Origin of the sequence: Hyphomicrobium sp. (assembly GCF_036780825.1) — a bacterium.
GTDB lineage: Bacteria > Pseudomonadota > Alphaproteobacteria > Rhizobiales > Hyphomicrobiaceae > Hyphomicrobium_C.
Window position 1 is genome coordinate 3,860 of the sequence record NZ_DAIQCD010000009.1, and the last position, 12,906, is coordinate 16,765.

Annotated in this window: 11 protein-coding genes; 3 read left to right on the plus strand and 8 right to left on the minus strand. The window is 66.5% G+C overall.

Features of this window, described 5'->3' with window-relative positions; translation table 11 throughout:
- The 3 genes from V7P99_RS05915 to V7P99_RS05925 all read right to left on the minus strand — a co-directional run.
- On the minus strand, window positions 1-509 hold a 509-nt coding region (locus tag V7P99_RS05915; protein ID WP_333793869.1), incomplete at its 3' end, for a hypothetical protein.
- A 56-nt stretch (window positions 510-565) separates the two neighbouring features.
- A complete protein-coding gene (locus tag V7P99_RS05920; protein WP_333793870.1) occupies window positions 566-2,068 on the minus strand; it encodes a M23 family metallopeptidase in 1,503 nt (500 codons plus the stop codon).
- Between the two features lie 100 nt (window positions 2,069-2,168).
- On the minus strand, window positions 2,169-4,268 hold the full coding sequence (locus tag V7P99_RS05925) for an AsmA family protein (RefSeq protein WP_333793871.1): 2,100 nt from the start codon (window positions 4,266-4,268) through the stop codon (window positions 2,169-2,171).
- 309 nt (window positions 4,269-4,577) lie between these two features.
- Here V7P99_RS05925 and V7P99_RS05930 point away from each other — a divergent pair, with 309 nt between their 5' ends.
- Complete coding sequence (locus tag V7P99_RS05930; protein WP_333793872.1) at window positions 4,578-5,240, plus strand: hypothetical protein; 663 nt, start codon at window positions 4,578-4,580, stop codon at window positions 5,238-5,240.
- Between the two features lie 15 nt (window positions 5,241-5,255).
- Here V7P99_RS05930 and V7P99_RS05935 read toward each other — a convergent pair whose 3' ends face one another.
- Window positions 5,256-6,596: a TIGR03808 family TAT-translocated repetitive protein gene (locus tag V7P99_RS05935; protein ID WP_333793873.1), complete on the minus strand. Its 1,341-nt coding sequence runs from the start codon at window positions 6,594-6,596 to the stop codon at window positions 5,256-5,258.
- A 94-nt stretch (window positions 6,597-6,690) separates the two neighbouring features.
- Window positions 6,691-7,365: a pyroglutamyl-peptidase I gene (locus V7P99_RS05940; RefSeq protein WP_333793874.1), complete on the minus strand. Its 675-nt coding sequence runs from the start codon at window positions 7,363-7,365 to the stop codon at window positions 6,691-6,693.
- Window positions 7,366-7,913: 548 nt separating this feature from the next.
- Here V7P99_RS05940 and V7P99_RS05945 point away from each other — a divergent pair.
- A complete protein-coding gene (locus V7P99_RS05945) occupies window positions 7,914-8,963 on the plus strand; it encodes an alpha/beta hydrolase (protein WP_333793875.1) in 1,050 nt (349 codons plus the stop codon).
- Window positions 8,964-9,177: 214 nt separating this feature from the next.
- Window positions 9,178-9,672 carry a hypothetical protein gene (locus tag V7P99_RS05950; protein ID WP_333793876.1) on the plus strand — a complete coding sequence of 165 codons (495 nt, stop codon included), beginning with the start codon at window positions 9,178-9,180 and terminating at the stop codon, window positions 9,670-9,672.
- A 19-nt stretch (window positions 9,673-9,691) separates the two neighbouring features.
- Here the strand turns inward: V7P99_RS05950 and V7P99_RS05955 are convergent, their stop codons facing one another.
- The 3 genes from V7P99_RS05955 to trmFO form a co-directional block, all read right to left on the minus strand.
- A complete protein-coding gene (locus V7P99_RS05955; RefSeq protein WP_333793877.1) occupies window positions 9,692-10,114 on the minus strand; it encodes an HIT family protein in 423 nt (140 codons plus the stop codon).
- A gap of 186 nt (window positions 10,115-10,300) precedes the next feature.
- Window positions 10,301-11,497, minus strand: coding sequence for a GNAT family N-acetyltransferase (locus V7P99_RS05960; protein ID WP_333793878.1), 1,197 nt, complete (start codon window positions 11,495-11,497; stop codon window positions 10,301-10,303).
- On the minus strand, window positions 11,481-12,884 hold the full coding sequence (trmFO, locus tag V7P99_RS05965) for a methylenetetrahydrofolate--tRNA-(uracil(54)-C(5))-methyltransferase (FADH(2)-oxidizing) TrmFO (RefSeq protein ID WP_333793879.1): 1,404 nt from the start codon (window positions 12,882-12,884) through the stop codon (window positions 11,481-11,483). The genes V7P99_RS05960 and trmFO overlap by 17 nt, the downstream gene beginning before the upstream one ends.
- Window positions 12,885-12,906 lie beyond the last annotated feature (22 nt).

A 12,906-nucleotide genomic window follows, 5' to 3' on the forward strand; every position in this document is an offset into this window, starting at 1 on the left:
GTGGCCTCGGGGCTGAGCTGGATGACGAAGCTGTTCGGCTTCGCGACCGGCACGCGCTGGTCTGCATGCCCGGGTACGTTGCCGCTTGCGCGCGCGCGTCGGCGCTCCCTCCGCCGCTCCTTCCAGCGTGCGAAGAGGTCGGCCTCCGCTGCGATGGTGTTGAACGCGCCCTTGGGTGTCGCATCCGGTGCGGGCGCTGCGCTTCTGCCGATCGCCGATGTGATCAACGCCGAGATCGACTGGCTCCAGGATGCATCCGATCGCTTTGGAACGACGCCTGACGCAGGCTTCTCCTTATTGGCCTTGGGGTCGATGTAGATGAAGTCGTCCTTGCGCTCGCGGTCCGTGTGCGACGGTTTGGGGGCGGGCTTCGGCGCGAACTTGTCCTCGAGCGTGCGTTGAAGCTTGTCGTATTTGGAGGGCGCAAGCTGCGCTTCCGCTGCGGAGGCGAACGGCAGCGCCAGCGCCATGAGCATCGCCGCAGCATAGGCGGGCGTGGGTCTCGGCATCGTCATGGCTCCTCGCTCATCACTCGTTCGCGTGCTCGTCGCACGGGCGCGCCGCCCTACTGCCACCAGCTGTTCCACTTATCCTTGATCCAGTCCCACCAACCCTGTTCTGCGGGAGCAGGAGCTGGCTGCGGATCGGGCGTCGGCGCGGGATCGGGTTGCGGTGCCGGTTCCGGTTGTGGCGATGGTTCCGGCTGCGGCTCCGGTATAGGCGCCGGTTCAGGCTCCGGCTGTGGCTCTGGCGCCGGCTCCGGCATGGGAGCTGGCTCGGGCTGTGGCGCGGGGTCCTGCGGTGATGGATCGGGTTCCGGGGTGGGTGCGGGCTCCGGGGCTGGCTGCGGCTCAGGGGATGGCTCCGGAGCTGGTTCGGGTTGCGGCATTGGAGCTGGCGTCGGATCCGGTTCCGGAACGGGCGCCGGTGTCGGAGTGGGCTCAGGCTGTGGCTCGGGAGCGGGCGGCGGTTTCGGCGCGCCGATTTCGAGCCCTGCGTCCACGATCAAGTTGCCATCCGCATCGATACCCGGATCGAGGCCTTTGGCGCGGCGCAGCGCGGCGATCAGCGACGGGAATGTCGGCACATAGACTTGCAGCGTTTTACCGCCGACGCTGACGCGCTGGCGCACCTGCAGATGGAGATGCAGGCTGGTTCCCACCTTGCCGCCCATGTAGCGCGACACCTTGCCGAGCACCTGGCCCTGCTTGACCTTGGCGCCCGTCTTCACGGTGATCGATTTCGGGTGCATGTGAAGGTAGTAGTAGTCGGTGCCGTCGTTGGCCTTGAGTTGCACCGTGGTGTTGGTTGTCACGTTGACGATCTGCCCGTCGGCAACCGCGACCACCTCCCAGTAATTGTCCTTCCAGGAGGGCGGGCGGATATCCTGCCCTTGGTGCCCCGCGCCGCCGGGGCATAGCGGCATGTCCCAGCTGCGGATCTCGCAATAATTGTCGCGCTGCTTCATGGGATCGAAGTTGCGCGGATCGTTCTCGCTGCCTCCCGCTGCGCCCTTGCCGCCGTAGCCGCCGCCGCCGTAACCCCAGATCTGTGAGTTCATGTGCGGGAAGAGACCGTCGCCGAGCTTTAGCGGGAAGATGATGTCGGGCATGTAGACATAGCGGTCGGCGCGTCCACGGCCCGCGTCGCGCTCGAAGAGATCGCCGGGCGGATAGTAGGCGAAGCCCGCCTTGGCCGGATCGGTATACGAGCCCCCGCCCGTTGCGGGCGGCTCCTCCGGTGTCGTGGGCCCTTCACCGGTCGTCGGCTCCCCGGGTGCCGGCGTTGGCTCTTCGGGCAGAAGGCTGCAGCGCGCGAGCTGCACGAGGCTGCCATGGGTATCGCGGCGGAGGCAGGAGGTATCCGCTCCTGCTTCGCGGCGGTCACCGCCGAGATGAGGCGCGGCCAAGCTTCTGATGAGGGCGTAGGTGGCGATGTCGCGTCCGAGAAGCGGGGACGCGGTTGCGACGTGCAGAGCATCCTGTGCGGGAAGAGGGGACGGCCTTGAAAGGAGAGCGCCGCCGGCTGCGAGAATGGCGCACGACGCCAGTAAAGCAGCTTTTTTCACGCCACATCCCCCGTATCCGTTGCAACGTCACAGCGCATCCGGCCCCGGCCAGATAATGCCCAACGGGGGCTTATCTGGCAACGAATGGGCCGGGCATAAATCACGGTCCAGCCTCCGCCGGCAGCAGCGATTCCAGCATCCTGCGCGCTTCCGGCGTCAGGCGGGAGGCGACGCGATCGGAAGCGAGCACCCGCCGGATCACGGCCTGCACATTGGCCGGCGCCGGCTCTGGCGCGGCGGCGAGCGCCTGCGGCCCGCCGAGGCCCGGTCCGGCCGAGAACAGCCCCCACCAGTCGATGCCGATCGAAGGTTTCATCCAGCTTCCGGAGATGCGCACCGGAATAGGAAACGCCGAGGGAGGCGGAGTCGCCTTGACGCGGATTTCCTGGTTGAGCTGCTTGTCCGGCACGTTCACGGTGCCTTGCGAGTTGATCTCCACCTCGGACCCACCGAGCGAAAGGCCGGGCTGGCTGCGCAGGATCCCCTTCTTGATGTCGTAGCTGGCGTCCAGGCGCTCGAAGTTGGTTTTCAAAGCGAGATCGAACGTCCAGCTCTTCCACCATTCGAAGATCATGCGCCGCACGTCGAAGCCGCGCAGCGCGCCCTTGCCCATCTGGAAGTGCGCCTTGCCCTCGAGCGTCTGCGCGAGCTGGCTCTGGTTCTGGCCCGCGGCCGTCGCCGTGATCTCGACGTTGGACGTGCCCGCAAGGAGCGGCTTGCCGGTGAGCTCGCTCACGATCGGTTCCGCCGCAACGTTGGAGAGCGAGAGTTGCAGGGCTGCGCGCGGCGGCTCCGCCCCGCTGTCGATCCTGACCGTGCCGACCGCCGTGCCGTCGCCCATGGCCAGCTCCTCGATATTGGCGTCGAGCCGGCCATCGGCGACGACCGTCTTGACGCGCCCCTGCTTGAGGTCGAGCCCGCCATAGCTGATCGCAGCGGCCTGGACGACGAGGTCGAGATCGAACGCCTGCAGCGCCTTGAGGTTGAAGGGCTGTTCGCTCCATCCCGGTACGGCGCCTGCGGCCGCGGACGGTGCCGCCTCGGGCGCCGCGCTCGCACCTTGCTCCAGCGCCGTGAGATCGGTGAGGAGCTGCTCCCAGCCTGCCGTGACAAGAGGATCGAAATCCATGCCTGGCGTCGGCGCGAACGTGGTGCGGGTTTGAGCGACGCCGATGATGCGCGCCAGATCGATGTGTTCGCTCTCCAAGCTTCCGCCGAGCTTGGGGCGCACGCCGCCGAGGTCGAGCGTGCCCTCGAAGCGCCCGCTCGTCGTGTTGACCCTGACGTCGGTTTCGGAGAATGCCACGTCCCGCGTGGTGGCCAGGATCTGCCCTTCGAGGGAGCCTCTCAGCGGTTCGCCCGCAACGGCGATATCGGAGCCAAGCCAGCGCGCCAGCTCGACGAGCGACGGCGAGGACGCGCTGAGCGCGCCTTTGAACTCCGCCGCCGATGCAAACAGCGCATCGCCATCGACAGCGGCGCGCAACGGCCGCGCGTCGATGGTTGCCTTGAGTGTCGTTGAGGCCCCCGAGATCACGGCGTTGAAATCGCCAACCGTGGCATCGAACGCCACCGTCTCGCCGCCCGCCACGAGGCTGCCTTTGGCGGCCAGCGCGCCTGACACGAGATCGAGCGTCTGCACCGAATTGATGGCGCTTGCGGCGCGTGCCGCGCCCGTTATCGCGCTTTCGAACGTCAGCGTGCCATCGGTGATGGTCGAGGTCGGCGGCAGGCTGAAGGCAGCTGGCACCGCGCCCGCCTTCGCAGCACCTGCGGTATCGAAAACCCAGTTTCTCGTGCCGTCCGCGGCCTCCTCGAGCGCGAACGCCGGCGCAACGAGGTCGAGGCCCTCCATCCTGATGCGGCCCTTGAGGAGCGGCAATGGCGCGATGCGTGCTCTGACGCTCTCGGCACGGAATGCGTCGCGCGCCGGCATGGTGGCGGGGTTGGAGACGGTGACCTGATCGAACTGGATTTCGAGGCTCGGCCAGTACCGAACCTGCATGGCACCGATCGTCACCGTGCGCCCGATGGCGTCGCCGATCGTGGCGGCGAGCCGGTCTTTGATCAGCCCGAATGGCGGGACCGCGATGAGGAGCGCAGCCGAGACCACGAGGCCGATCAGCACGAGGCGCACGATCCGCCATGCCGCGCTCCGCCGTCTCGGCGGATGGGCCGGCGCTCCAGGAACCGTTGCCATGCGGGTCTCCACGCAACACGTCAGCCACGCGCCGGAAAAAAGATCCGCGAACCGCCTCGTCTAGTGGCGTGGCCACCCCCCACGGGATAAGGCATGCGCCGGGAATACTATCTGCAACGGAGCTGTTCAACCCGCGCCGTGCTCGGCCGTTATTTGTGCGCGTGCGCGTTGCGTAAGTGCGACTCCTCGATGGTCCGCCCTTGATAGGCGGCTATCGGGCCAGGTAAGGTCAAAGGCCCAGCCGTGGACAGCAAACACACCTGTCGCGTTTCACCGGCGGAGAGTTATGGGGAACGAGGGAGTTACGTGATGTCGCGCACGGGCGTTTTTCCTCCGGCGGCGGCAATTCCCGCAATCATGGCGGCGGCGCTCGTATGTGCCAGCGTGTCCTTCAGCCAGGCGGCGGGGAAGCTGATCGAAGTCCAATGGTCCGACCCGGAGATCAGAAGCTTCGTCGCTTCGAACGCCGCGCCGCGCTCGCTCGGTCCCGCTGCTGACGATCAGCTTGCGAAGCTCAAGCTTCCTGTGCTCGCCTTCGAAGCAACCCCCGGCGTGGTGGAGAAGACATTCCGCCTCGGTCCCCGCCCGGCGACCGAGCGCGACGTGGTGATGGATGAGGAGAACCCCGTCTGGTACCAGCTCGTCGAGCGTCATGGCGATATCACGGTCTCAGTGTCGGCGGATCTCAGGGTGCAGCATGAGTTCTCGCCCGACAAATTCCCGATCTATGAAAACGCGAGCCGCGGTGCGTCGCCTCAGACGGGGCCGGTCGTGTCGGTGTTCGACGATCGCGAGTCCGGCGGCGAGGAAGGCTATCTCGCCGAATACACGATCACCAGATACGGCGTGCCCTACACTGTGACGATCGAATGCACAGAGGCGGCCAAGGACGAATGCCGCGACACCACGCAGATCGCCAAGGACGCCGAGCTTTTGAAGTTGATCCGCGCCACTCCGCCGACAACGCCTTAATAAAGCGCTGCCGCGTTAGAAGGCGATATTGCCGCTGAGGGCGATGCGCCCCGATGAGGCGCTGGTGGCGGACGCGAGATCCGGTCCGTGTGGCTTGCCGTGGTCCATGGTGCGGATGGCGCCCTTGCGCGCGCCCGAGATCAGGTTTTGCGCAACGAGGCAGCCGCCCGCATCCGGATCGGATGTCACGAGAATGCCGACCTCCGCCGCCCGGATGACGTTGCCCGTGATCGCGACGTCACGCAGGTAGGGACCCCATCCGGCCATGATGCCGGCGGTCGGCGCGCTCTCGATGACGTTTCCGGTCACCGCCGCGTCCGCCTCGACGCTGATCCCGATGCCGCGCTTGTCGACCGCCTCGTTTTCCCGGCGAAAGAGATTGCGGATGAGATTGCCCTGCACGAGGGCAAGCCGGCCGCCCTCGTTGAAGTTCGTGGTGACGATGCCGCTGGCCGCGCCGTCGACTGTGTTGGAGGCGATGAGCGCCCCTTCAAAGCCGAATTCCGCATAGAGCGCCACCTCGCCGAGGGTGCGGCAGGCGTTGCCGATCATCTGGATGTTGCCGGCCGCGTTGCCGCGAATGGCGGAGAAGGCGCAGTCCGCGATGCTGTTGGCGGAGACAAGCACGCCGCCTGCTCGAAAAACGTTGATGCCGTTTCCGTTCTGCCCGCTGCCGCCGCTTTTGGCCGCGATCTTAGCGATGCGGTTTGCGGTCACCACGCTGCCGTCATGGCCCGGCGCGCTGCGCCAGATTTGGATGCCGTTGTTGGCGCAGCCGAGAATTGCGTTGTGCGAGATCGTGAGGCCGCGCGCATCGAGACTGACGATGCCGGCTTCACCCATCTCGCTTAAGGTGCAGTCCCGCACGGTTCCCGATGAGCTGGCGAGCGCAATGCCGTTGAGGAGGCCACCGCGCACGACGAGGTCGGCGAGGAGGACGTCGTCGCAAGCGTTGAGCGTGATGAGCCCCGTGGCCCGATGGGCATCGATGGCAAGGCGTGCGCCATCGAGGGCCAGCCGCTCGATCCTGATACCCGATGCCGCGCGTGCCGAGAGGAAGGAGGCGCCGCCTGTGAACGCGAGCGTCGTCAGACGCGCCTCGCCCGTGAGGTGCGATTGGGGCCTGAGCTCGAGCGGCCCGGTCCGGAATGTTCCGGCGCCGAGGCGGAGAGGACGGCCATGGGCGGCCGCATCATTGATGGCGGCCTGCAATTCTGCCGTCTGATCCTCCCCGTCCCGAGCGGCAAGCGGCGCCGGGCCCGCCGCAATTGTCTGCGCCTCGGCGCGCGGGCCCGCGGCGGCGAGGCCTGCCGTGACGGCTCCGGCCGAGAGAAGCGTGCGGCGGTCGAAAGGCATAGTGGAAGCTCCGGCAAGGAAATTGGAGCGCGGGGCCGTGTGAAGCTTGATACCAACATCAATGCGCACTCGCGCGCATCATGCCAACGTCCGGTTAACCGTTCTTGATGCGGCGGCGCGACGGCGGCGGCCTGCCGAGGCAGGTGCGAATGATCTCGAGCCCGCCGATCAGCGCCGTTCCCCAATCGAAGCGCATGGTGCCGGGCGCCATATGTGACGCGAGCGCCGCCGGTAGAATCTCGCGCGGGATATGCAGGAAGCCGACGCCGTCAGGGGTGCCCGTCTGCTCTGCGCGGATGAGGGAGTGATAGAGGACGGCGTTGCAGAGATAGCTTCCCGCATCCCGCGATGTAACGGCAGGCACGTTGATGGCATGAAGCCGCTGCTTGACGTCCTCGGCCGGTAGCCGCGCTGCAATCTCCTCCGGACCGCCCTTGAGGATGACGTCGTCCGAAGGCAGCTTGCCCGCCGCATCCTCAACGAGCTTGCGCCGGTTCCGCGCGATCGTCTCGATGACGTAGGCATCCGCATGCGCCGACACGCCGAAATGTAGCACCAGCTTCGGCCGCTCTCGTTTGTAGAGATCCTCGAGACGGGCTGGCGCGCGGTCCCACTCGGTGGGCAGGATGCGCGATACGACCCGATGGGCGCTGAAGCGGCGTGCGGCCAGATGGGCGAGCTTCGGCACGAGCCGCTGGCTGGCGTTGTTTGCAACGCCGGGGAAGGGCCCGAAGCCCGTGAGAAGAATGGTGTCGCGCCGCCGAATCACCTGTGCAACAGCCAGTTGTGTTGGGTTGAAGGCCAGCGGCCCGCATCCGGTCCTCGGCGCTGGCTGCGAAGGGTGCGCTCGTGTGCCGGGCGGCCAGGCCGCGATAATAGCGGAATTCTTGGGGGCTTGCGTATGCGATCTCGTTGATCAGGCCGGGGATCGAAATTACGCTCGCGCCAGCATCGATGGTGCAAAAGGTGACCCGCGCCGGCCTCTATCGGTGAGCCTGCGCGGTGGCGAAACTGAAGGGGGCGGCGGTGCGCAAGCTCGGAATCCTGGCTCTTTGTGCAGCGCTTCTGGCTTCGTGCGGCGAGGCTCCTCAAGAGAGGGAGCCCGCGCCATCCGCCCCCTCGCCCCAGGCGGAGGCCCCAGAAGGAGAGCTTCCATCGAAGGGCGTGCCGCCGTTTGCTGATGGAAGCCGGGCGCACCGCGCACCCGGCGCACCCCGTTCCGCGGAGCCAACTCCGGTTCCGGCTCCGGCTCCACCCCCTCCGGCTGCTTCGGCCCCCGATCCCTTCGGATCGGAACACGCCGTGCCCGCGGAGGATATGGCAGCTTTGGCGAAAGACGCGTGGGATGTGGTGCCCGTCTATTACGGCACGGACCGCGCGCAGGTTCCTGGCGACAGGCGGCTGGACTATGGCAGCGACCGCGGCCGCCGGCTGGAACTCGGGCGCGCCCTCGTCACCGTTCCGAAGATCCATCAGGTGCCGACTATCGAACGGCCCTGGGCGCTCCGCGTGTTCAACATCACCCTCTATGAGGAGGCCGAGGATCCCAATCGCCACTTCACCATGGAGGAAGTGAAGGCGCTCTCGGAGGACGAGTTCCTCGAACTGGTGCGGGCGCGCCTCGCCGGCTCGGCCCGGTATAGGAATCATGCGTTCATCTTCGTCCACGGCTACAATACGAGCTTCGACTTCGCCATCTATCGAGCGGCGCAGATCTCCTACGACCTCAGGTTCGACGGCGCCGCCTTCGCCTATAGCTGGCCCTCGGGCGGCGGCCTTGCAAGCTACACCTACGACCGCGAAAGCTCCGGGCAGGCCGAACCCTACCTCAAGGAGTTCATGGAGCTGGTCATCAACAAGACGGGCGCTCAATCAGTGAGCGTCATCGCCCACAGCATGGGCAACCAGCCGACATTGCAGGTTCTGCGCGATCTGCGCCGCTCGACGCCTGGCAGCGTGCGCATCAGCCAAGTCATTCTCGCCGCGCCCGACGTGGATCGCGATAACTTCGTCAACATCGCGCGCGACATCCAGGGGCTGTCCGCTGGCGTGACGCTCTATGCCGCCGGCAATGATCGGGCGCTCATCGTCTCCCGCAGTTTTTACGGCGGCATCCCGCGTGCGGGCGACGTGCCGACGACGGGGCCGCTCGTGCTGCCGGGCATCGACACCATCGACGTCTCCGCCGCCAGCATGGATAGCCTCGGCCTTAACCATTCCGGCTACGCGGAGAACAACGCGCTGCTCCAGGATATCGCGGCCCTCATCGCCACTGGCCTGCGACCGCCCAAGCTGCGCACGCCGACGCTCGAGGAAATCGCGACCGACAATGGCGCCTATTGGCGCTACCCGGCTCTCAAACGCTGAGTGCTTCAGGAAAAGTGGGCACCGGTTTTCCGTTTAGAAGCACGATGCAAAAGAGTGCTTCAGGAAAGCGGCCACCGGTCATGGCGGAGCCATGCAAGCCACCTGTCCGATAAGAAGCACGACACGAGGAAGAGGCCGCTTCCGGGCAAGCCTTCGTTAACTCCGCTTTGCAATGGTGCCAGGTTCCGGAGACGTCGCCGCGTGGAGCCTTGGTATGCGTATCGTCAAGGGGCGAGGGCTCGGTCTTATCGTCCTGAGCGCCGTGATCCCCCTTCTCTCACAGCCGCCTGCTTTTGCGGGAGAGCAGACTGCGCTTTCGCTCGAGGCCAGCAGCACCGCGGATTACTATACGCGCCGCGCCAAGCGCATCCTCGAGACGGAAAAGGCCAAAGCGGCAAAGCCGCATCCACTCGCAGCGGCTTACCCTGGCCAGGATATCGTCGTCTGCGAAGCGGGCTGCGCCGACCGCCGGGGTGCCCACGTCGTCTACATGCGCCGGCAGGCTGCCGTGACGGAGCAGCGCGAAGCCATGATGGTCCCGACCTCCAGCGCGCCACCCTATGCGCCCGCATCCGCGGGCGTCGGCTGCATCGCTGGCTGTTATGGCGGCGCCGCCAACGTCGCTGCGGAAAGCTACCCCGCGCCAACCAGCTATCCCGCCGGGCGCATGCAGCTTCCTCCGCGCGACAGGTTTTCCCCGATTCGGTGAGAGCGCCGCCAAGCTTCCATCAAGCGGCCAGCGCCTCACGGACTTTCTCAGCATTGGCGGCGAGCACCGCGGCATCCTCGAGCGCGCCTGAATGCGGCTTGAGCGGCACGCCATCGAAGCGCGGCACGACGTGAATGTGCAGGTGGAACACACTCTGTCCGCCGGCCGGCTCATTGTATTGGAAGATGCTGACGCCATCGGCCGAGAACGCCGCCTTCACCGCCCGCGCCACTCTCTGCGCCACCGGCAGGAGTTTTGCCAGCACGGCCGGGTCCGCATCGAGAAGGTTGCGCGAAGGTGCCTTCGGCACGACGAGCGTATGTCCCTCGCCCTGCGGCATGACATCCATGAACACCATCACGTCGTCGTCCTCGAACACCTTGTGCGCCGGGATCTCCCCCCGCAGGATTTTCGCGAAGACGTTGTTCTGGTCGTAGGTCATGGTGCATTCCCCCTCTGCGGTTGATGCCTTTTAGACGCTCTCTCGTCTTTGAGATCCACCCCAGTGTAGCCGGGATCAGGGCGGGCCGCAGCAGAGCGGAGCGCACCCTTAGAGCCTGATCGTTTGAGGCGGATGCGGACACGCATTCACGTCGCGTAATCCGATTCCGATAAGAGTGAACGCGCTCTAAGATCCTCGCTTGAACGGCCCGTGCTCGCGCAGAAGCGCATTGATCTCGGCCACCTCGCCACGCTCCTCCGAAAGATAGCGCGCCACCGCCGCCTCGAGGCGCGGATCGGCAAGCCAGTGCAGCGAGTACGTGGTCTCGGGCAGATACCCGCGCGCCAGCTTGTGCTCGCCCTGCGCGCCGGCCTCCGCACGTGCGAGCCCGTGCGCGATGGCGTAATCGATAGCCTGGTAGTAGCAGAGCTCGAAGTGCAGGAATGGGTGATGCTCGGTTGCGCCCCAGTAGCGTCCGTAGAGGCAGTTTCCGCCGATGAGATGCAGGGCGCCTGCGACGAGCTTGCCGGCCCGCCGTGCAAAGACGATGAGGCATCGCTCCGCGAGCGCCTCCCCCAAAAGCGAGAAGAAGCGGCGGTTGAGATAGGGCCGCCCCCACTTGCGCGAGCCGGTATCCAGGTAGAACTCGAAAAAAGCGTCCCAGTGCGCTTCCGTGATCTCCGGCCCTCTGACGGAAAAGATCTCGACAGCCGCCTGCGCCTCCGCGCGCTCCTTGCGGATCGCCTTGCGCTTGCGCGAGGCGAGGGTGGCGAGGAAGTCATCGAAGGTCGCATAGCCTTCGTTGCACCAATGGAACTGTTGGCCGGTACGCTGCAGAAACCCTTCGCCGCCCATTCGCCGCCATTCGTCCTCGGTGAGGAAGGTCACGTGCACGGACGAGGCCTCCATGCGGTCGGCGAGCGTCACCGCGGCCTGTCCGAGCAGACGCTCCGAGTGGTCCTGCATCGGGCCGGGCCGAGTGAGAAAGCGTCGCCCGGGGACAGGCGTGAACGGCACGGCGCCCTGGAGCTTCGGATAATACCGGCCGCCGGCCCGGTGCAGCGCATCCGCCCAGGCGTGATCGAACACATACTCGCCCTGGCTGTGCAACTTGGCATAGAGCGGCATCACGCCGAGCACTCCGCCCTCCGGTGCTTCGAGCACGAGGTGCTGCGGCAGCCAGCCCGTGCTACGTCCGACCGTTGCCGACTTTTCCAGCGCGTTGAGGAAGGCGTGGCTGAGGAACGGATTGTATGCGGCCGCGTCGGGGTTGGCGCAGGCGTCCCACGCATCCGCCGCAATCGCGTCGATGCGCGGCACGACTTTGACGATGGACTGCTCGGTATCGCCCAGGGCTCGGCTCCCTTCAGTTCGCGCGCGCAAGCTCTTGTGTCGCGAGCCAGGCATCAAGCTCGCGCAAGGCCCGCTGTGACATGAGACGCTTTTTCTCGGCCCCGCGTTCCTTGCCTTTGAGGCGCCGCCCGTCGGTGCCTTCCATCGGGATGGCGTCGAGCGGCGGCAGGAGGCCGTAGTTGATGTTCATGGGCTGGAACGATCCCGCGCCGGAATCGAGATGCCCACCCGTGATATGGGCGAGCAGCGCACCGAGCGCCGTACTTGGGGGAGGCGCCGTGATGGGCAGTCCTCTCCGCTCGGCAGCCGCGAAGCGCCCCGCCAGCAGCCCGATGGCCGCGCTCTCCACGTATCCCTCGACGCCGGTGATCTGCCCCGCAAAGCGCAGCCGCGGCTCGGCTTTAAGGCGCAGCGTCCCGTCGATCAGCTTCGGCGAGTTGAGAAACGTATTGCGGTGAAGGCCGCCGAGCCGCGCGAACTCCGCTTCGCCGAGCCCCGGGATCATGCGCAGAACCCGCACCTGTTCCGCATGCTTGAGCTTGGTCTGGAAGCCGACCATGTTCCACAGCGTGCCAAGCGCGTTGTCCTGGCGAAGCTGCACCACGGCATGAGGCCGCCGCCCGGTGCGTGGATCCGTAAGGCCCACGGGCTTCATCGGCCCGAACCGCAGCGTATCGCGTCCGCGCTCGGCCATCACCTCGATCGGCAGGCACCCGTTGAAATAGGGCGTCGAGGCTTCCCACTCCTTGAAGCTCGTCGTCTCACCCGCAAGGAGGGCATCGATGAAAGCCTCGTACTCGTCTTTCGAAAGCGGGCAGTTGAGGTAGTCGGCCCCCGTCCCGGCGGGCCCGGCTTTGTCGTAGCGAGACTGCCGCCACGCGATGGACTGGTCGATGCTGTCGAGGTGGATCACGGGCGCGATGGCATCGAAGAACGCGAGCTCCCCTTCGCCGGTCAGCGCCGCCACCGCCTGGCTCAGCGCCGGAGAGGTGAGAGGGCCCGTCGCCACGATGACGTTGTCCCAATCGGAAGGCGGCAGCCCCGCCACCTCGCCGCGCGCGATCGTTACCAGGGGATGCTCAGAAAGCCGCCGCGTCACCTCGCTCGAGAAGCCGTCGCGGTCGACGGCGAGCGCCCCGCCGGCCGGCAGCCGGTTGCGATCGCCGGCCTCGAGGATCAGCGAGCCGAGGCGCCGCATTTCGGCGTGCAGGAGGCCGACGGCGTTGGTTTCCCAGTCGTCGGAACGGAAGGAGTTCGAGCACACGAGCTCTGCGAGCCCGTCGGATCTGTGCGCGTTGGTCGTGCGCAGCGGGCGCATCTCGTGCAGCACCACCGGGAGGCCGGCTGCGGCGATCTGCCAGGCGGCTTCGGAGCCCGCGAGGCCGCCTCCGATAACGTGAATGGGCTTGGCTGTCATGGGGCCGAGCCTATCACAGCTC

What these genes read in the sequence shown, in the direction of transcription:
- V7P99_RS05935 (WP_333793873.1), bottom strand. Translation starts at nt 6,596, where the DNA reads ATGCCTTTCGACCGCCGCACGCTTCTCTCGGCCGGAGCCGTCACGGCA.
- V7P99_RS05950 (WP_333793876.1), top strand. Translation starts at nt 9,178, where the DNA reads ATGCGTATCGTCAAGGGGCGAGGGCTCGGTCTTATCGTCCTGAGCGCC.
- trmFO (WP_333793879.1), bottom strand. Translation starts at nt 12,884, where the DNA reads ATGACAGCCAAGCCCATTCACGTTATCGGAGGCGGCCTCGCGGGCTCC.
- V7P99_RS05925 (WP_333793871.1), bottom strand. Translation starts at nt 4,268, where the DNA reads ATGGCAACGGTTCCTGGAGCGCCGGCCCATCCGCCGAGACGGCGGAGC.
- V7P99_RS05945 (WP_333793875.1), top strand. Translation starts at nt 7,914, where the DNA reads ATGGCAGCTTTGGCGAAAGACGCGTGGGATGTGGTGCCCGTCTATTAC.
- V7P99_RS05955 (WP_333793877.1), bottom strand. Translation starts at nt 10,114, where the DNA reads ATGACCTACGACCAGAACAACGTCTTCGCGAAAATCCTGCGGGGGGAG.
- V7P99_RS05930 (WP_333793872.1), top strand. Translation starts at nt 4,578, where the DNA reads ATGTCGCGCACGGGCGTTTTTCCTCCGGCGGCGGCAATTCCCGCAATC.